The organism is Pseudomonas sp. Marseille-QA0892, from assembly GCF_054950135.1.
Genome location: NZ_CM143104.1, coordinates 2,011,872 through 2,030,845, shown reverse-complemented (window position 1 = coordinate 2,030,845; position 18,974 = coordinate 2,011,872). Strand labels below are relative to the sequence as shown.

18 protein-coding genes are annotated in these 18,974 nt (G+C 60.8%); 5 read left to right on the top strand and 13 right to left on the bottom strand.

What is annotated here, in order from left to right; genetic code table 11:
• Positions 1 to 125 precede the first annotated feature (125 nt).
• Genes ACY8D3_RS09400 through ACY8D3_RS09390 form a run of 3 tightly spaced genes read right to left on the bottom strand, consistent with a single transcriptional unit; the run spans position 126 to position 2,862 of the window.
• Positions 126 to 1,469 carry an ATP-binding protein gene (locus ACY8D3_RS09400; protein WP_462384320.1) on the bottom strand — a complete coding sequence of 448 codons (1,344 nt, stop codon included), beginning with the start codon at positions 1,467 to 1,469 and terminating at the stop codon, positions 126 to 128.
• A gap of 53 nt (positions 1,470 to 1,522) precedes the next feature.
• The gene (locus ACY8D3_RS09395) at positions 1,523 to 2,200 is read right to left on the bottom strand and encodes a response regulator (RefSeq protein ID WP_462383644.1); all 678 of its coding nucleotides are present in this window, start codon (positions 2,198 to 2,200) and stop codon (positions 1,523 to 1,525) included.
• Between the two features lie 59 nt (positions 2,201 to 2,259).
• Positions 2,260 to 2,862: a hypothetical protein gene (locus ACY8D3_RS09390; RefSeq protein WP_462383642.1), complete on the bottom strand. Its 603-nt coding sequence runs from the start codon at positions 2,860 to 2,862 to the stop codon at positions 2,260 to 2,262.
• A gap of 167 nt (positions 2,863 to 3,029) precedes the next feature.
• On the opposite strand from ACY8D3_RS09390, the gene zapE reads away from it, so the two are divergent.
• The 4 genes from zapE to ACY8D3_RS09370 are packed head-to-tail and all read left to right on the top strand — an operon-like array spanning position 3,030 to position 5,933.
• The gene (gene zapE, locus ACY8D3_RS09385) at positions 3,030 to 4,082 is read left to right on the top strand and encodes a cell division protein ZapE (protein WP_462383640.1); all 1,053 of its coding nucleotides are present in this window, start codon (positions 3,030 to 3,032) and stop codon (positions 4,080 to 4,082) included.
• Positions 4,083 to 4,140: 58 nt separating this feature from the next.
• Positions 4,141 to 4,656 carry a sigma-70 family RNA polymerase sigma factor gene (locus tag ACY8D3_RS09380; RefSeq protein ID WP_462383638.1) on the top strand — a complete coding sequence of 172 codons (516 nt, stop codon included), beginning with the start codon at positions 4,141 to 4,143 and terminating at the stop codon, positions 4,654 to 4,656.
• Complete coding sequence (locus ACY8D3_RS09375; protein WP_462383636.1) at positions 4,653 to 5,396, top strand: anti-sigma factor family protein; 744 nt, start codon at positions 4,653 to 4,655, stop codon at positions 5,394 to 5,396. The genes ACY8D3_RS09380 and ACY8D3_RS09375 overlap by 4 nt, the downstream gene beginning before the upstream one ends.
• A 57-nt stretch (positions 5,397 to 5,453) precedes the next feature.
• Entirely contained in the window at positions 5,454 to 5,933 is a 480-nt protein-coding gene (locus ACY8D3_RS09370; protein ID WP_462383634.1) for a thiol-disulfide oxidoreductase DCC family protein, read from the top strand.
• A 243-nt stretch (positions 5,934 to 6,176) separates the two neighbouring features.
• On the opposite strand, the gene ACY8D3_RS09365 is transcribed toward ACY8D3_RS09370, so the two are convergent.
• On the bottom strand, positions 6,177 to 6,713 hold the full coding sequence (locus tag ACY8D3_RS09365; protein ID WP_462383632.1) for a Rossmann-fold NAD(P)-binding domain-containing protein: 537 nt from the start codon (positions 6,711 to 6,713) through the stop codon (positions 6,177 to 6,179).
• A gap of 82 nt (positions 6,714 to 6,795) precedes the next feature.
• Between ACY8D3_RS09365 and ACY8D3_RS09360 the strand changes: the two genes are divergently transcribed.
• A complete protein-coding gene (locus tag ACY8D3_RS09360; protein WP_462383630.1) occupies positions 6,796 to 7,731 on the top strand; it encodes a serine hydrolase domain-containing protein in 936 nt (311 codons plus the stop codon).
• A 40-nt stretch (positions 7,732 to 7,771) separates the two neighbouring features.
• Here the strand turns inward: ACY8D3_RS09360 and ACY8D3_RS09355 are convergent, their stop codons facing one another.
• From ACY8D3_RS09355 to ACY8D3_RS09315, 9 genes are all read right to left on the bottom strand, one after another.
• Positions 7,772 to 8,317 carry a thioredoxin family protein gene (locus ACY8D3_RS09355; RefSeq protein ID WP_462383628.1) on the bottom strand — a complete coding sequence of 182 codons (546 nt, stop codon included), beginning with the start codon at positions 8,315 to 8,317 and terminating at the stop codon, positions 7,772 to 7,774.
• A 252-nt stretch (positions 8,318 to 8,569) separates the two neighbouring features.
• The gene (locus tag ACY8D3_RS09350) at positions 8,570 to 9,910 is read right to left on the bottom strand and encodes a Gfo/Idh/MocA family protein (protein ID WP_462383626.1); all 1,341 of its coding nucleotides are present in this window, start codon (positions 9,908 to 9,910) and stop codon (positions 8,570 to 8,572) included.
• A 115-nt stretch (positions 9,911 to 10,025) separates the two neighbouring features.
• The gene (locus ACY8D3_RS09345; RefSeq protein ID WP_462383624.1) at positions 10,026 to 10,934 is read right to left on the bottom strand and encodes a hydroxymethylglutaryl-CoA lyase; all 909 of its coding nucleotides are present in this window, start codon (positions 10,932 to 10,934) and stop codon (positions 10,026 to 10,028) included.
• Positions 10,935 to 10,985: 51 nt separating this feature from the next.
• The gene (locus ACY8D3_RS09340; protein WP_462383622.1) at positions 10,986 to 12,893 is read right to left on the bottom strand and encodes an acetyl/propionyl/methylcrotonyl-CoA carboxylase subunit alpha; all 1,908 of its coding nucleotides are present in this window, start codon (positions 12,891 to 12,893) and stop codon (positions 10,986 to 10,988) included.
• A 2-nt stretch (positions 12,894 to 12,895) separates the two neighbouring features.
• The gene (locus tag ACY8D3_RS09335) at positions 12,896 to 13,690 is read right to left on the bottom strand and encodes a gamma-carboxygeranoyl-CoA hydratase (RefSeq protein WP_462383620.1); all 795 of its coding nucleotides are present in this window, start codon (positions 13,688 to 13,690) and stop codon (positions 12,896 to 12,898) included.
• A gap of 109 nt (positions 13,691 to 13,799) precedes the next feature.
• Positions 13,800 to 15,407: a carboxyl transferase domain-containing protein gene (locus tag ACY8D3_RS09330; protein WP_462383618.1), complete on the bottom strand. Its 1,608-nt coding sequence runs from the start codon at positions 15,405 to 15,407 to the stop codon at positions 13,800 to 13,802.
• The gene (locus tag ACY8D3_RS09325) at positions 15,404 to 15,859 is read right to left on the bottom strand and encodes a MaoC family dehydratase (RefSeq protein WP_462383616.1); all 456 of its coding nucleotides are present in this window, start codon (positions 15,857 to 15,859) and stop codon (positions 15,404 to 15,406) included. The genes ACY8D3_RS09330 and ACY8D3_RS09325 overlap by 4 nt, the downstream gene beginning before the upstream one ends.
• Positions 15,856 to 17,478, bottom strand: a complete 1,623-nt coding sequence (locus ACY8D3_RS09320; RefSeq protein ID WP_462383614.1) for an acyl-CoA synthetase — start codon at positions 17,476 to 17,478, stop codon at positions 15,856 to 15,858. The genes ACY8D3_RS09325 and ACY8D3_RS09320 overlap by 4 nt, the downstream gene beginning before the upstream one ends.
• Positions 17,479 to 17,509: 31 nt before the next feature.
• Positions 17,510 to 18,901, bottom strand: a complete 1,392-nt coding sequence (locus ACY8D3_RS09315; protein ID WP_462383612.1) for a GntP family permease — start codon at positions 18,899 to 18,901, stop codon at positions 17,510 to 17,512.
• Positions 18,902 to 18,974: the final 73 nt, after the last annotated feature.

The following is an 18,974-nucleotide window of genomic DNA, read 5'->3' as shown; positions in this document are numbered from 1 at the left end:
GTGTCTGGGCTCGGTGATGCTGCGTTCAAAGGCCGCCCAGAACACTCATTTTCACCACCAGAACGTCGTTTCTCTGAGCAGTTTCGCCGTGTCTAGCCTTGATTCGGCGACTGCCCGTACAAAGCCTAGTCGCGTTCGATTCGCACCCTGAACGTGGCACCGCCAAGCGAGGAATTGTCCAGCGTGAGCTGGGCATCATAGCTTTCGATGATGTCTTTCACCACGGCCAAGCCAATCCCTTGCCCTGGGTGCTGGCCATCGAGTCGTTCGCCGCGACGAAGGATACGTTCTCGCTGGTCTGACGGAATGCCCGGGCCGTCATCCTCGACCGAGAGTTCCAGGGCCGCATCCGGCAGCCACCGAGCGCTGATTCGGATCTCTCCAAGGCAGAGGCGGTAGCCATTCTCGAGCAGGTTGCCCAGTAACTCCATCAGTGCGCCGCGCTCCATCGGCACCATACAACGCTCGGGTACATCGATGATCGTATGGACTTCCTTGTCGCGGTAGACCTTGTCGAGCGTGCTGCACAGGCTGATCAGCATGGGTTTCAACTCGACCTGGTGCTTCACAAGACCAGTCTTGCCAAGCGCTGCCCGCTGCAACTGGTAGTCGATTTGCTGGCTCATCCGTTCAATCTGGCTCTGTAGCACGCGTGCCTGATCGCGGTGCTCGGGTTCGCTGGCGATGTTCTCGCTGACACTCTGCAACACGCTCAACGGTGTCTTGAGGCTGTGGGCGAGATCGGCAAGAGCGTGCCGATAACGACCTCGTTGGCGATGTTCGGCATCCAGCAACCGGTTAAGCGAGCGTGTGAGGCGCAACATTTCACGTGGATGGTCTTCGCTGAGGTTCGCTTCCTGCCCCGACTCGATGTTGTCCAGTTCGATAGAGAGACGGCGAAGCGAACGGAAGCCCCAGGTCAGCCCAAGCCATAACAGCAACAGGAGTGCGAGAAGTCCGCCGCCGAGCCAGACATAGAGCTCATCGCGGAACTGGCGCAGCATGCCTTCGTATTCGCTGACCGGTTGCATCGTGATGAAGCTGTACGCGGCGTCCGGATATCCCGGCATGATGATCTCGACGTCGAATACGAAATATTCGAGGCCGTGACCGTCGCGTGTACGAACGAACTCGGTGACGCCACCCTGATAGCGGGGCAAATAATAAATGGGTTCGTCTTCGGCCGATCTGGAACGCCAGACACGGTGCCCGTCCCGGTCGAAGATGTAGCCCAGCAGTTGAGCATCCGGGAGGTTGAATTCCTCATCGGGAAGCCGCTCAGGCATCCTGAGCTGACCATCAACCATACGCGCAGCGCTGATCAGGGTGCTGGCATCGGCTGCGAGGCGTTGCTCGATAACGCCCTGCATGGTGTTGTCGAAGGCGCGCTGCAACGCTGTCAGCAGCGCGAGCATGAAGACGACGGCGAGGAAGGCTGCGCCGAGCATCAGCCGGACCCGCAGCGACATCCGTGCGAGCCGGCGTGACCGGAAGATGTTCGTAATGATGCGGAATCGCTCGATCAACGGCAGCGCTCGTTGAACATGTAACCCAGGCCGCGCACGGTTTCGATGGGCTTCATGGCACAGTGGGCTTCAAGCTTGCGACGCAGGCGTCCTACCAGCACCTCGATCACGTTGGGGTCACGGTCTTCGTCATGCGGATACAGTTGCTCCATCAGACGCTCCTTCGCCACCACTTGCTGATGATGGCGCATAAGGTACTCGAGAATTCGGTACTCGTATGCAGTCAGGGCGAGTGATACGTCGCCACACAGCGCCTGCTTGCGATTGAGATCAAGCGTCAGCGACTCCGCGATGATCGTTGGTTGAGTGAACCCGGCGGACCGACGGAGCAGGGCGTTAAGACGCGCTTCAAGCTCTTCGAACTGAAAGGGTTTGACGACATAGTCGTCAGCACCTGCGGACAGGCCTTCTACCTTGTCCTGCCAGTTACCGCGTGCCGTGAGTATCAGGATTGGGAAGTCCTTCCCCTGACCACGTAATTGGCGAATGAGATCCAGCCCGCTGATACCGGGTAGGCCCAGATCGACGATGGCAAGATCGTGATGGAATTCTTCAGCGCGATACAGCGCTTCCTCAGCATTGGGAACCGCATCGACCATGTGGCCGATCTCGCTAAGACGCGTTTGCAAGTGGTGACGCAGGAGGGCTTCGTCTTCTACCACTAGCACTTTCATTGTTTTCCCCTCATGAAAAGGCCGGGCTTTCAGCCCGGCCAGTTGTTCGATCAAGCGGATCAGAACTTGTAGTTCACACCAAGATAGAGCTGCTCGGTGCTGTGCAAGTCCAGAGAACCCAGCTTTTCACCGCCATGCTGGCTCATTTCGGTGCTCGCATTGCTGCGAGTATAACGATAACCGGCTTCGACTTCGGCATTCTCGGCGACCTGCTGCAGAACGCCGACCTGGGCGCCGATCAGATAGCCGATGTCGCTGTCACGGCTGATGCCGCTGCGGTTGGATTCCAGCTTGGTCAGACCCAGCGAACCACCGCCGAACACCTTGGTGCCATAGTTGTTGACGGGATAAACGACGTCGTAGCTGCCGTAAAGGTTTTGCTGGCGCAGCTTATAGCCATTGTTGCTACCCGAGAGGTATTCATAGGTACCGTAATAGCGGCCATTGTCCACCGTCTGACCGGCGCGGATACCATAGCTGGTGTCGTGATGGATCACGCCGTCCAGGTTCGGGCTGTCCAGGTTCTGCTTCAGAGCGCTGGAGCTACGGATGTTGTCATTGGCCTTGCCGAGGGTTACACCGGCAAAATTGTCGGCCGCTTGCGCGCCGAAAGCTGCGAAGCCAAGAGTCACGGCAGACGCGAGCAGGGTTACTTTTTTCATCGATGTCTCCTTACGGACTATCGGGGGGAACGCAAACAAGTGTGCCTAGGGCTCACTGAACCGCCACTGAATCCCCGCTGAACCCGGGCTGAACCGTTTCAATACAGCTTTTTTTGGTTCTCCCGTGGGCTAAAACCTCTATTGCTACATCCAAGGCATAATCCGGTATGACTCATGCGCTGCTCGATCACTACCACTCTGCCATTGCGAACGGCACAATCGTTTCCGATGCATCCCAAGCGGCCGCGGTCCAGATACTGCACGATTGCCGTACCGCGCTCCGCAGCGGTACGCCTTCAGGTGGCGTCTATCTGTGGGGCCCAGTCGGGCGCGGCAAGACGTGGCTAATGGATGCGTTTCATCAAAGCCTGGACGTTCCAGCGCGGCGCGAGCACTTCCACCACTTCATGCAATGGGTGCACCGCGAGCTCTTTGTTCTCACTGGAACGGCTGATCCACTCAAGACGTTGGCCCAGCGCCTGGCAAAAGAGGCACGAGTGTTGTGCTTCGATGAGCTGCAAGTCACCGATATCGGCGATGCCATGCTGCTGGGCCGCCTGTTCCAGGCGCTTTTCGAGCAGGGCCTGGTTCTGGTTTCGACCTCGAATCTGCCACCCGATGGCCTGTATGAAGATGGCTTCAATCGGGACCGTTTCCTTCCGGCTATCGAAGCCATCAAAGCCAATACTCAGGTCGTTGCGCTGGACTGTGGCAACGATTATCGACTCATCCCTGGCCACGGCCACCAACGCTATTGGGCGGATAACGATGCCGAAGGCTTCTTGGCTGCCTTGCAGCAGTTTGGCGCCCTGGAGCCGCCCGCCACGCTGGGAGTAGGGCGGCGTGACCTTCGGCTTCAAGGCAAGGCCGGACGTGCCGTATGGTTCGCCTTCGCCGAGCTGTGCCAGGCCCCACGGTCCGCGACGGACTATATCGAGCTGTGCGAGCACTTCTGTGCGCTGTTTGTCAGTGAAGTCCCCGTATTGGGTGGGGAAGTCAGGGAGACGCGCATTGCGCGCGGCACCGAAGACGCTCCGCAGCGGGTGCCAGCGGGCGATCGTGCGCTACCTTCGATGGCAAGGCACGACGACAGCGTCAGGCGATTCATCGCCTTGGTGGACGAATGTTATGACCGGCGAGTGCCGTTGTTCGTCCAGGCCTGTACTCCGATCGAAGGCCTCTACGAAAACGGCCACCCCAGGATCGTTCTATTGGCCTAGGGAATAAACTGGCCTGAGAAACGTCATCTGTCATATCCCTTTTATTGTTGGAGCCCGTATGGGCAGTCACGAACTCGACGATGCGCTGCGCGAACAGCTCCCCGGATTGCGACGGTACGCGCTCTGGCTGACGCGTGAATCGGCCAGCGCGGACGATCTTGTACAGACGAGCCTCGAAAAGGCGCTGTCCCGCTGGCACAGCCGCCGAGAAGAGGCCTCGCTGCGACCTTGGCTTTTTTCCATCCTCTATCGGAGCTTCCTGGATTCCCGACGTAGCGCGCGTCGCTACGCGCGCATGTTGGAGTTCTTCGGCGCGCATGAGCCCGAACAGCGATCTCCCGAATACACCGTGGCGGCGGAAACGGCACTCAAGGCCTTCGATTCCCTGCCGGACGACCAACGCCATCTGCTCTATTGGGTGTCCGTTGAAGGGCTTAGTTACAAGGAGGTTGCCGACATTTTGAATGTACCCATAGGGACGGTCATGTCTCGCTTATCCCGTGCCCGGCAGGCGCTTCGGCAGCTGTCCGATGGCACGCCTCGGGCCGTGCCGGCCTTGCGATTACTGAAATGAACAACATCATCTCCGATCATGATCTGCACGCGTACGTGGACGGCCGCCTCGACGCTGAAAGGCGGCGTTTCGTCGATGACGCGCTCGCTCGCGATCCGGTGCTGGCTGCTCAGGTGCATGGATGGTTACAAGACGCCCGGACCTTGCGATCAGCTCTCAGCCAACCCTCCAGGCCAGAAAACCCCGCGCTCGACCCGATTGCGATACGTGCTCGAAAACGTCGCCGACGCGGCGGGCAATTGGCGACCGCGGCCAGCCTGGCTCTATGCCTCGGCATCGGGGGTTGGGGCGGCTGGATGGCGCGTGAGAGCGTTCAACCGTACGCCGATCCCCCCATGAGTGACGCTGTTCAGGCATATCGGCTACTAGTCGATGGACGCATGCCACCGGACATGACCGCAACGAACCCCGCGGAGCTCTCCAATTGGCTTGCGGTTCGCTTCGGCGGGGACGTGCAAATGCCCAACCTCGAGCCGGCCGGTTTCAAGGCGGTGTCGGCACGTATGCTCTCGACCCCCCAAGGCGCAGCTGCAATGGTCCTCTACCGGGACAGAGCAGGGCGCACGGCAACGTTCTATATCCGTCCGCCCGGCGCTGGATACCGCATGATGCCCAAGGGGGAGCGACGTGATGGCGAGCTCAAGGCGCGCTACTGGTCAGGTGGTCGCTATAACTATGCGGTAGTCACCAAAGCTGACGATGACATTGAGAAAGCGCTTCGCTCGGCGACCGACGGTTGAGCATGGTTGCCTGGATGAGCCCTCTAACAGTTCGATACATCAAACCGGAGGCTCCAAATGTCCGATCAGGACATGTTCCCGCTCACACTCTACGTCGACATGGATTGCCCACTGTGCGCCCGGGAGATCAACTGGCTTGCACCAAAGGCAGACCCAAGCCGGCTACGCTTCGTGGATGTGAGTGCGCCGGATTTTGACGAACGTTCAGCGGGCCGCAGTCGTGAGGCACTGAATGAGCGGCTCCACGCGCGCACGGCAGACGGGCGATGGCTGACCGGGATCGACGCCACGCTCTGGAGCTGGCGTGCGGCAGGCCACGGTCGATGGGCTGCGCCGCTGGGCTGGATGCCCTTGCGCCCGTTGTTTCACGTTGCGTATTCGATCTTCGCACGCCTGCGACCGCGATTTGGCTGGCTGCCTCATCCCGAGGGTGCTCGGCGCTGCCTGGATAATTGCACTGTTCCACCTCCGACTGAGATCAAGAGCCAGCCGAGCCCGGCCGGTGAGCGCTACCAGGGCAAGCGTTCACCTGAATAGGTGACGAAGCAGCCGCTGTCCTCGGGCGTCAGGCCGTCAAGCACCTTCAGCATGTGCTTGGTGGCGTCTATCTGTGGGCGGGCGTTCGGGCAGAAAGGTCGCGCAAGTGCGGACGCCACGGTCCCGGGATGTAAAGCTATCAGCCGCTTGCGCGCTACCGCCGCGCGCACTCGATGGCAGCTGCCTTGATGATCATGTTCAGCGCCGCTTTTAACGCTCGATAGGCGTACCAGACCGAGACGGCTATGTTGGATTACTTCCGACTTTCGCTGATAACACTTCGAAGCGCCCGTCGTCATTTAACGACGGCAGAAACTGGCGAGTGATCAGTGCGGGGCCAAACGTGTTGATCTGGAACGTCTCGGACAACGGATCCAGGTTGACGGCCTCTAGCTTCTTTTCCGGCATGAACGCCGTCCGGTGCGGCACACCGGTGGCGACAATGATGATATGAAACGGGTCGCGCGCGCTCAGTGCGCCGGCGGCTTCGGCAATGCTTGCGGGCGCCGTCAGGTCTAGCGGAGACCTGGACCGGCGCGACAGACCGACCACGTCGGTACATCGCGGGTCGGATATCACTTGGTCGGGAAGGCTGCGCCGATAGCGCCGGTCACACCAATGACGAGCGCTCGTTAGTGGTCCGGTAGGCTGTCCATGTCTCCCTCGATTGCTTGAGCGTGAGAGACCGAAGTATCCCGAAAGGTCCGCTTCGCTTTGCGGCACCAGACGCCGTTGCAAACGGTCGAAACCTGAACTCAGTTTGGAATACGCCGTGTCCATGCGTCGGCCCTACCTATATCGCGGATGGCTATTCGCTCTGGCGCTGATCGTTATCAGTTGCCCTTCGTTTGCGCAAAGCAGCATGAGCCTGCGTGATATTGTGGACGACGCTGAAAAGGTTGGCCCATTGCAGACGTTGATGATCGCCCGCAATGGAAAAGTGCTGGTGGAGAAAGGTTACCGTGGGCATCGGACAACACAGGCCACGAATATCAAGTCAGCCTCGAAGTCGGTCATTTCCGCGCTGGTAGGCATTGCCATCGATAGGGGCGTGTTGAACGGGCCACACGAGCACGTGGCGGCCTTGCTGAGCGCTGACCTCCCGCAGCGGCCGGACCCTCGCATGGCCACGCTCACGGTAGGGCATCTGCTGTCGATGCAGGCGGGGTTGGGCTCGACATCCGGGCAGCACTACGGAGGCTGGGTTGCCAGTCGGAACTGGGTTCGTGCGGCGCTTGCGCGGCCCTTCATGGATGAGCCTGGCGGCGCGATGATCTATTCCACGGGGTCTACGCACCTGTTATCTGCAATCCTGACGAAGAAGACCGGGCGTTCAACATTGCAGTTGGCCCAGGATTGGCTGGGCTCACTGGATCGCTTTTCCATTTCCAATTGGACTCGCGACCCCCAGGGTATTTATATGGGCGGCAACGAGATGGCCATGACCACGCGATCACTACTGGCGTTTGGGGAGTTGTATGCCAACGGAGGGCTCGCACCGAATGGTGCGCGTGTGTTGTCCGAGGAATGGATTGCGCAGTCCTGGACGCCACGTACCCGTTCGCGCTACACCGGTGACGGTTACGGTTATGGCTGGTTTTTGACCAAGATGGCGGGCGAGGAGGTCCGCTACGGCTGGGGCTATGGCGGCCAGATGATCTACGTGGTACCCCGGCTTGGCCTGACCGTCGCCATGACATCGGGCTCTCAACCATCTGGGGGGCATCTGGGACACCGTGCAGCGCTCCATCAGCTGATGGAGCGCATCATCATAGCGGCGGAAGCAGAGAAGACCTGATTACGGCCATTACCTGAGCGCAGGCCGTCCATGATAGGAATCAGACGGCTGCGCAGGGCGTCGCAGTGCCTACCGGGGCTGAGCCCGCTTTTTCCACGCGTTCGATGATGGCAAGCACCTCATCAAGCGTGTTTTCCATGAATTGACCATCGCGGTAGGCCTGTTTCACGCCAGCATCTGCTCCACTCATCATTTGAGGCTGTTCAACGAACAGACCGAGCAGCGCGTAGCGTTCATCAAGGACAGCCACGAGGGGGATCGGGATGCGATCCAGGCCGAGGCGCTGCTTCAACTCATTTTCGGCACGCCCGCGCGAAATGACAGACACATCGATACGGGGCTGTAGCCGATGCATGGTGTTCAAAGCTGTGATATTGATCCGGCAGTCCGGGCACCACATCTCGCCGGCGACCAGCAGATGGTAGCGCCCCCGGATGGCTTCCAGTCGTTCCACGATCGGACACGAAAGGGTCATTGATAACCTGCGTGCAAGCGTTGTGGCCTCGGTGCGCTCGGCTTCCAGGCTTCTTGCTACGAAGGCGTCGAACGATTCACCGATCTGAGAGAGTTCCTGATATGAAGCCATGCGCCTGTCTCTGGTCCGTCAAAGGTAGGGGAATACCGGGTATCCCTGATAAGGCCACTTAATTACCGTCGTCGAACCGCGATGGAAACGTGCGACGCCGCGACCTGCGATGCGATTGAGTGCGGCGCGCGTGGCGAGTTCCTGACGGGGGTGCGCTTTTCGTCAGTTACTTGTCGCGGATAAGCATTCCTTGATATCCGGCCTACCTCTATAAAGAGCCAACTATCATGGTTCCTTCTGTCCGGTCGCGACTCAAATGGACTCAACGTTCGACGGTGCCTTGCCTCGGAATGCGTCCTTTTCCTTCACCTGAGGCAGCTTCACTGGATTGCCCGTTCGCGCCGCCTCGTAAATCGCGTCCATGATGCGGTGGTCCTGCAGCCCTTCTTCGCCTGGGGTAAAGGGCTGCTCGCCGTTCACCACGCACTCGGCAAAGTGATCCATCTCCAGTGCGAACTGATTCTTCTCCGTGGCCGCAAGCTGCTCGATGCCCGGAGCGAGAATGGCGTCCGTACCCTCGGCGAGCTTGCTGCGCTTGAGTTGAAGCCCCTTGTAGGCAAACGCAGGGTCCATTTCCAGATAGCCTTTCTCGCCTAATACCCGATAACGCTTCGAATTGAAGGTGCTATAGGACGACATGCACTGGGCGAGTACTCCGCTTGGGAAGCGCATGGTCCAGAGGATCGTTTCCTCGACTTCCCTGAAGCGCGGGTCATCCGGGTTCGTATGCACCGTAGCGCTAACCTCTACTGGCTCTTCACCAAGAAGGTAGCGAGCTGTATTCAGGCAATAAAGACCAATGTCAGGAAGCGCACCACCGCCCGACAACGCTTTTTTGTGTCGCCACTGATCAACTTCCTGTTTGGACTGGTTCTGACAGTTGGCCATTTCGAGCAACTTGATAGGCCCCACTTCCTTGCCATCCCGCACCCATTGCATGACCTGACGGTTCATGGGCTCGTACTGGATACGGTAGGCGATCATCAGCAGCCGTTTCGCTTGCTTGCAAGCCTCGATCATTTCTTCGCACTCCTTCACGGAGTTCGCCATTGGCTTTTCACACAGCACATGCTTGCCCGCCCGTGCGGCGCGTAGCGTGTATTCGTGGTGCATGCTGTTTGGCAGCACGATGTAAACGGCATGCACGTTCGGGTTGTCGCGGATCGAGTCAAAAGTCTCGTAGCTATACAGCCCGTCCTGTGGCACGCCGTACATCTCCGCGACGCGGCGCGCCTTCTCCGCGTCGCCGCTCACCAGCGCAGTGACCTTGCAGCGCTTACTTTGCGCCATCGCCGGCAGGATTTCCTCGAGCGTCAGACGGCCGACACCCACGACAGCAATGCCGACCCGCTGATCCGGGCCGAGCTGAACCGGCATCTCGGTCTTGTCGTCCTTGCCTTCCTGCATGTGGGGCAGGGTGATAGGGTTTGGAAGGTCCTTCGCGGGCTGTCCGCCGCTCGTGGCGCGGGTTGCGGATGTGTCCTGGGCCCACGCCGTTCCAGCTGCGCCCATCATGCCTGCGGCTACCGCGGCACCCCCCGCCTGCGCCAGAAAACGGCGCCGGCCGGACGTCAGATCGCTCATGTCGTTCATGCATGCCTCTCTTGTCAGTTCCTTCGATAGAGAAGCCCCGATGTCCGGCCGAGTTCATCCTGCAAGACAAAGCGATCAGACCTAGATCAATGCGTCTGGCGCGGCGGTAGCGGCCTTAACCACAGCGGGCAGCCAGGCGAGCTCTTGCGACATTCGAGCCGTTGGCGCGGCCCAGGACCTGGTTTATCTGCTCACCCGCCGCGATCAGGCGGTCGAGATCAACGCCCGTCTCGATACCCAGGCCATTCATGAGATACACAACGTCTTCCGTCGCGACGTTGCCCGTGGCGCCTTTTGCATAGGGGCACCCACCCAGCCCGGACACGGATGCGTCGAACACTGAAATACCTTCCAGCAGACCTGCATAGACATTGGCCAACGCCTGCCCATAGGTGTCGTGGAAGTGGCCGGCCAGCTGTCGACGAGGCACTTCGCGACCGACGACATCGAAGAGTCGGCGGGTGCGGTCAGGGGTGCCAACACCAATCGTGTCTCCGAGCGAGATTTCGTAGCAGCCCATGGCGTGGAGTTCTCGCGATACCCAGGCCACCTGTTCCGGCGCGATGTCGCCGTCATAGGGGCAGCCCAGCACGCAGGACACATAGCCGCGGACACGAATGTCATGGGCGCCAGCGGCTTGCATTACCGGTGCGAAGCGCTCGAGGCTATCAGCGATGGAGCAGTTGATATTGCGCTGCGAGAACGACTCGGATGCGGCAGCGAAGACGGCCACTTCCCTGACTCCAGATGCGATCGCGGCTTCAAGGCCCTTCATATTCGGTGTCAGCGCTGCATAGGTGACGTTCGGTCTGTGGTCGATGCTTGCGAAGACTTCTGCGCTGCCGGCCATCTGTGGCACCCACTTGGGCGATACGAAGCTGCCGACCTCGACATAGCGGAGCCCGGCATCGACCAACGCGTTCACCAGTGCAACCTTGTGTTTCACATCGATCGGCTGCTGCTCGTTCTGTAGGCCGTCCCTGGGACCGACTTCAACGATTCTTACGGTGGAAGGGAGTGGCATAGGTATTCCTCATGAAATTAGCGAACGATCGATTACGATGAATCAACGCCGTCAGCCGGTCGCCTCATCCAGTTCGACCAGTTCAGTCCCCTCGCTGACCATGTCGCCTTCGCTACAAAAGAGCGCTTTGACGGTGCCAGCGGAGGGCGCGCGAATGCTGTGCTCCATTTTCATTGCTTCGAGCACCACCAGCGCTGCGCCGGCCTCGACGATCTGGCCGGGCTCCACGAGCAGCCTTACGATGCTGCCGTTCATGGGCGCCGTGAGCCCACCTGGGCCCTGATGGCTGGCTTCGGCTGCCGCGATCGGGTCGACACGTGTCACGGCATGCCAATCCATTCCCCACCGCAGGAAGAGCGTATCCCCCTGGCGCCACTCATTCGAAGCCAGCGGCGCTTTGACGGGCAGGGTAAGCGGGACCCGGCGGTTCTCGCCCCGGCAGTTCAGATGCAACACCGCTTGGGAAGAAACGCCCGAGCGCCAGCCAAGGAGCGCAGGCCAGGGCGAAACAGGGTCGTCGCTACGGATGCGCGCAGGTTCACTGGCCAGATACGACGTAGCGGCCAGCGTCCAAAATGCGTCCGGTAGCGGTTGTGGTGCTGGCAAGAGGTCGTCGCGATAGCGCTCAATGAAGCCTGTGTCGAGTTCGGCCTCCGCAAACGCGCGATGGGCAAGGATGCGCTGCAGGAAAGGAAGGTTGGTCTTGAAGCCACCGACGATGGTCTCACCCAGCATCGCCAGAAGTCGCTGACGCGCTTCCTCGCGGTTCTCACCCCACGCAATGAGCTTTGCCACCATGGGATCGTAGAACGGCGAAACGTCATCGCCTTGGTCCACGCCGCTGTCAACGCGGCGACCTGGCGCCGCTTCAGGTTCTCGATAGGCGTGCAGATGACCACTGGCCGGAAGGAACCCGCCCTCGGGGTCTTCGGCATACAGACGAACCTCGATGGCATGGCCATTCAGCGGCACCTGCTCCTGCCGGATGGGTAGCGCTTCACCGCGGGCGACCCGGATCTGCCAGGCCACGAGATCGAGGCCCGTGATCGCTTCGGTCACCGGGTGCTCGACTTGCAGGCGCGTGTTCATTTCCATGAAGAAGAACTCGCCACGCTGGTCCAGCAGGAACTCAACTGTTCCCGCGCCCACGTAGCCGATCGCCTGCGCGGCACGAACGGCCGCCTCGCCCATCGCGCGGCGCTGCTCGGCCGACAGGCCCGGTGCGGGCGCCTCTTCGACAACCTTCTGGTGCCGTCGCTGGATCGAACAATCGCGCTCGTTCAGGTAAAGGCAGTTGCCATGGGAATCGGCAAACACCTGTATCTCGACGTGCCGCGGCTTGAGGACATATTTCTCCACGAGCATGCGGGCGTCACCAAACGAGGACTGTGCTTCACGCTGGGCCGAGGCAAGCGCTTCGGCCAGCTCCGCCTCCCGATCCACCACCTTCATCCCCTTGCCGCCACCGCCCGCAGCCGCCTTGAGCAACACGGGGTAGCCAATGCGCTGTGCAGCGTCCCGGAAGGTGTCCAAATCCTGCGCCTCGCCGTGGTAACCCGGTACCAGCGGGACGCCAGCCCGTTCCATCAGCGCCTTCGCCGCGGACTTGCTGCCCATCGCATCGATCGCATCCGCTGGCGGCCCCAGGAAGATAAGGCCGGCTTCAGCCAGCTTCCGCGCAAACGTGGCGTTCTCGGACAGAAAGCCATAGCCAGGGTGGATCGCGTCTGCCCCTGTGGCCTTGGCCGCCTCGATGATGCGATCCATGAGCAGATAGCTCTCGCTGGGCCGTGCGCCGCCGAGATCATGGGCCACGTCCGCTTCGCGCACGTGCCGAGCGGACGCATCGATGGCGCTGTGAACAGCGACCGTATGGATGCCCAGGGCTCGGGCAGTACGCATCACACGACAGGCGATCTCGCCACGGTTGGCTACCAGTAGGGTGTTGATCGTCGCCATGCTTATTGCTCCTGCCAGCCTGGTTTACGTTTCTCTAGGAAGGCACTGAGACCCTCCTGACCTTCGTCGCTGACGCGAATGCCGGCGATCACGCTTTCCGTTTTTTGCCTTAACGCATCGCTGAGTGTGCCGCTGCCCACGGTATGCAACAGGCTCTTGGTCGCACGCATCGCTTGTGGGCTGTTCAGCATCAGGGTGTTGATCCATTGCTCCGCAGCGGTTTCCAGCTCGTTGGCAGGGTATTGCTCCGCTAGCAGACCGATTCGACACGCTACCTCACCGCCGAACCGTTCGCCGCTCAGGGCGAATCGGCGGGCATTGCGTTCACCGATAGCCTGGACGACGTACGGGCTGATGACCGCTGGCGCGAGGCCGATGCGAACCTCGGACAGACTGAACAGGGCATCGCGAGCGCCAATGGCCATGTCGCAACAGGCCGCCAGGCCGACTGCACCCCCAAACGCTGCGCCCTGTATAACGGCCACTGTCGGGCAGGGCAGGTGATACAGCTTGTCCATCAACGCGCCCAACTCATGGGCGTCCTTCAGGTTCGCTGCATAGTCGAGTTTGGCCGAAGCCTGCATCCAGGCGAGGTCTGCACCTGCGGAGAAATGCTTGCCACGGCCACGCAGGAGCAGAAAGCGAACCGTGTCCCGGTCGGCTACCTCGTCGAGCGCCTGAACGAGCTCGGCGATCATTTCGGCATTGAAGGCATTGTTTTTCTCGGGCCGATTCAGCCACAGCGTGGCGATGCCCTGGTCCATGACGTCGAGTTCTAGGGTCGTGAAGCGTGTCATTGTTATTTCTCCTGCACGTGCCAACAGGCGTTCTCGGGGTGTTGGCACTTGGCGACTGAGCCCGCTGGGCACGGTTCGCCGGGCGCCTGGTCGTCTACGGAACGCATGGCTACATCCGGAACACGCCGAAACGGGTCGGCTCGATCGGGGCGTTGAGTGAGGCGGAGATGGCCAGCCCAAGCACATCACGGGTCTGCGCCGGGTCGATCACGCCGTCGTCCCACAGGCGGGCGCTGGAGTAATAGGCGTGAGCCTGGCGCTCGTATTGCTCGACGATTGGCGTCTTGAGCGCGTGTTCGTCTGCCTCCGAGAAGTGCTGACCAGCCCGTTCGGCCTGCTCACGTTTGACCTGGACAAGCACTCCAGCCGCCTGTTGTGCGCCCATCACGCCGATCTTGGCGTTCGGCCACATCCACAGGAACCGTGGGTCGTAGGCCCGTCCGCACATGCCGTAATTCCCGGCGCCAAAGCTGCCGCCGATGATCACGGTAAATTTGGGTACTTGCGCACAGGCAACAGCCGTGACGAGCTTCGCCCCATGCTTGGCGATACCGCCGGCCTCGTACTTCTGGCCGACCATGAAGCCTGTGATGTTCTGAAGGAATATCAACGGAATGCCGCGTTGGCAGGCCAACTCGATGAAGTGAGCCCCTTTCTGTGCCGCTTCGGCGAACAGGATGCCGTTGTTCGCCAGGATCGCCACTGGGTACCCATGCAGGTGCGCGAAGCCACAGACCAGTGTCGTTCCGAACAGCGCCTTGAACTCGTCGAAGGCCGAATCATCCACCAGGCGGGCGATCACTTCCCGCACGTCGAACGGCTGCTTGGGATCGGCCGGAATGACGCCATAGAGCTCTTCAGCCGGGAATCGCGGTGCGAGCACAGGCCGCGTCTCTAACCGCCCCAACTTGCGCCAGTTGAGGTTGGTAACGCAGCGTCGGGCGATGGCCAGGGCATGCTCATCGTCTTCGGCATAGTGATCGGCGACCCCGGAGGTCCGGCAGTGAACATCGGCGCCACCGAGCTCCTCGGCAGTGACGACTTCACCCGTGGCGGCCTTCACCAAGGGCGGGCCTGCGAGAAAGATGGTTGCCTGATTACGAACCATGATGGTCTCGTCGCTCATTGCGGGCACATAGGCACCACCCGCCGTGCAGGAGCCCATGACGACGGCAATCTGCGGAATGCCCATTGCGCTCATGGTGGCCTGATTGAAGAAGATCCGCCCGAAATGCTCCCGATCGGGAAATACGTCGTCCTGGCGAGGCAAGTTCGCGCCGCCCGAATCGACCAGATACACGCACGGAAGCCGGTTCTCCTTGGCGATCGCCTGGGCGCGCAGATGCTTCTTGACTGTAAGCGGATAGTAGCTACCGCCTTTAACGGTGGCGTCATTCGCAATTACCATGCATTCGACGCCTTCGATGCGCCCTATGCCGGCAATCACGCCCGCAGCTGGAACGTCCTCACCGTAGACCTCGTGCGCGGCCAGTTGCCCAATTTCCAGAAAGGGCGAACCGGGATCCAGCAGGGCATCGATACGGGCGCGTGGCAGCAATTTGCCCCGCGACGTGTGCCGGTCCTGCGCCTTGGCCCCGCCGCCCTGGCAGACGGTTGCCAACAATTCCCGCAGCGCTTCGACCTGGCCCTGCATGGCCGCGCGATTTGCCTGGAAGTCGTCTGCCTGCGCCCGCAGGCTGGTTTTCAGGATGCTCATACGGGAATGCCCTTGCTGCGATTCAGAAGCATGATCTTTCCGGTCGCCTCGGCAACCGACTCGCCACGCTGGTTACTACAGGTAGCTGCCATTGTGGCGATGCCGCCGTTGTGGTGCGGCTTGGCGACAAGTTCCTCGATTCGCCAGCTCACCGTCAGCGTGTCACCCGCGAATACGGGTGATAGGAACCTGCAGTTGTGCTCGAGATAGGCCACCGCCGTGCCATAGAAGTACATGCCCACCGAAGCGGAGATCGCCGCGCTGGTCATCGGGCCGTGCAGAATGCGCTGGCCGAAGCGAGAGCTGGCGGCGAAGACCGCATCACTGTGCAGCGGATTGAAGTCACCGAACATGCCGCATGCACGGCTCAGGTGCGACTCGTCGATCGTTAGTGTCTGGCCGAAGGTATCGCCGACGGCGATCTCGTCGAACGCCTTGCCTACGAAATTCATGCAGCGTTTTCCTTCTGGTTTTCCCGCTCGCGCAACGCACCCCGGATGATCTTGCCAGTGGCTGTCATGGGCAGCGCGTCGAGGAATTCGATCTCGCGGGGGTATTCGTGCGCCGCCAGGCCCTTGCGTACGTGGTCCTGTAGCTCACGGGTCAGGTCGTGGCTGGGCGCGTAACCCTCGGCCAATACGACGCAAGCCTTCACGATCTCGGTGCGGGTCGCATCCTTCTTGCCGATCGCTGCTGCCAGCTTCACCGCCGGGTGGCGGAGTAGGCAGTCCTCGATGGGCGTCGGCCCTATGCGGTAGCCGGCGCTACAGATGACATCGTCGTTGCGGCCCAGGAAATGGATGTAGCCGTCTTCGTCCTGATACCCCCGGTCACCGGTTACCAGCCAATGCCCGACGTACTTTTCCGCGGTGGCTTCCGGCTTGTTCCAGTAGCGCAGCATCTGGTTCTGATTGGGTGTCGCGACGGCGATGTCACCCGGCTCGCCGGCCGGTACGACGTTGCCATGCGAATCGATGATTCGGACGGTATAGCCGGGCACCGATTTGCCAATTGCGCCGACTTTCTGCACGCCCTGGCTGGCGCAGGACGACAGCACGATGTTGCATTCGGTCTGGCCGTAGAATTCATTGATGGCGACCCCGAACGTTTGCCGCCCCCATGCGAGCAGTTCGGCGCCGAGCGACTCGCCGCCGCTGGCAATGGTGCGCACGTCCAGCCGCCAGCGTTGCTCGGGGGATTTCACCTGCCGCAGCAGCTTGAGCGCGGTCGGCGGGAAGAAGATGTTGCGGATGCCGAGCTCTTCGATCAGTGCGAAAGCAGCTTCTGGCTCGAACTTCTCGGCACGATGCGCCACGACGGGTATCCCCAGGTACAGGCTAGGCAGCAGTACATCGAACAGCCCACCAATCCAGGCCCAGTCGGCGGGTGTCCAGATCAGGTCTGCCGCCTGCGGGAATCCGTCATGCGAAACACATACGCCGGGTACGTGGCCAAGCAGTACGCGGTGGGCATGCAGCGCGCCCTTTGGATGACCGGTGGTGCCGGATGTATAGATGATGACGGCAGGGTCTTCCGCGACGCTACGGTGCGTTTCGAAGGTCGGGGCTACCTTCTCGGTCTCTGTTTGATAGTCCAGCACGCGAGGGTTCCTGGACGGTGCGCCAAGGGTGTAGCAGAACCGCAGATCGGGCAGCTCATCCCAGATCTGTTCCAGTTTGGCGAGCCCCGTGGCGTCGGTAATCATCGCGCGCATGCCGCAGTCCGCGGCGCGGTGACGGATCGCATCCAGGCCGAACAGGACGAAGAGCGGCACGGCGATCGCGCCAAGCTTGTAGAGCGCGATATGGGCGACAGCCGCTTCCACGCGCTGCGGCAGCATGATGCCGACACGGTCGCCTGGTTCGATCCCACGTTGCTGAAGTGAATTCGCAAGGCGATTGGCTGCGTGCTGGAGATCCTGGTAACTGCATCGGGTAACCGTACCGTCGAGATTCTTCTGGATCAGTGCGGTCCGATTTGGCTCGCGTGATGCCCAGCGGTCGCAGCATGCGTCAGCCATATTGAAGAAGGCATCCGCGGCGGGCGTTTCGAGATTGAGTGTCAGGTGCATTGTTGTTGTTCCCGTTAGTGCTGGCGAGTTGTCAGAACGCCCCGATAAGGCTGCCCAGCGTGACGGCCAGCACCGTGGTGAACAGCGGCACGACGATGGTCATCATCAGGATGGGCGGGTAGGCCTGGCGGTGGGTGAGGCCACAGATGGCCAGCAAGGTAATGACAGCGCCCGAATGGGGCAGGGTATCCAGCCCGCCTGCGGCGATAACGGCGACACGGTGCAGCACGTCCGGACTGAGGCCGGCCGCCTGGACCATGCTCAGGTAATCCGCGCCAAGCGTACGAAACGCGATGCTCAAGCCACCCGATGACGATCCGGTAATGCCTGACAGGACGTTCATCGTGAGCACGACCGAGATCAGCGGGTTCTCGGGCGACAGGTTCATCAACGCGGCGCGGATTGCGGCAAAGCCGGCGAGGCTTGCGATGATGGCGCCATACGCGACTTCCGAAGCGGTATTGAGGATCGGCAGGAAGCAGCCAAATGCCCCCTTGTTGACGCTTTCCTTGAGGTTTGCCCAACGGCGCCAGTGCAGGAGGATGGTGGCAACGATTGCGACCATCAGCGCGAGCAGGACGGACCACAGTCCAATCACCGAAGCGGGCGTTGCATTACCGAACCGCTCTTGTTGAAGGTAGGAGAGATCCATTCCCGGCAGAATCAGGTAGCTAAACAGCGCGTTCAGACCGATGACCAGGATGACCGGAATGATGGAGGGCAGAAAAGCAGGGTTGGTGGTGTCTTCGCTGCCTGTGGCAAGGTTACGCTCATCGTGTTCGCCGTAGCCTTCACCGCCGGCCATTGCCTTCGAAGCCCAGCGCTGGAGCAGATAGGTACCGGCCACAAGCATGAACGCGCCACACAGGATGCCGAGGCCCGGTGCAGCGAACGTGGTCGTCCCCAGGTAGGGCGTTGGGATCGCATTCTGGATGGACGGTGCGCCGGGCAAGGCTGTCATCGTGAAGGTGAACGAGCCGAGGGCGATTGCACCCGGCATATAGCGCTTGGGCGTGTTGCTTTCACGGAACAGCACAGCACCGATCGGATAAACCGCGAACGCGACGACGAATAGCGAGACGCCCCCATAGGTGAGGATGCCGCACGCCAATACGACCGTCAGGATGGCGTGCCGTGGCCCGAGGACCTTCATCAACTTCTGGGCGATGGTACGCGCGGCGCCGCAGTCGGACATCAGCTGGCCGAACAGCGATCCAAGGATGAACAGAGGGAAGAACTTGATGACGTATCCACCAAGTTCCTTCATGAAGACCTGTGTGTAGGTCGGCAGCATGTAGAGCGCTTCACCACTGAGCAGCAGCGCAAGGCTGGCCATCAGCGGTGCCAGAATCAGTACGGTAATGCCGCGATAGGCCAGGAACATCAACAGGCCAAGCGAGATCAGGATTGCCAGTGCGTCCATGATGATTGCTCTTGTTATATGGAGGCGAAGCAGGCGGGCAGGGTCACTGCCCGATGTTCATAGCAACTGCGTA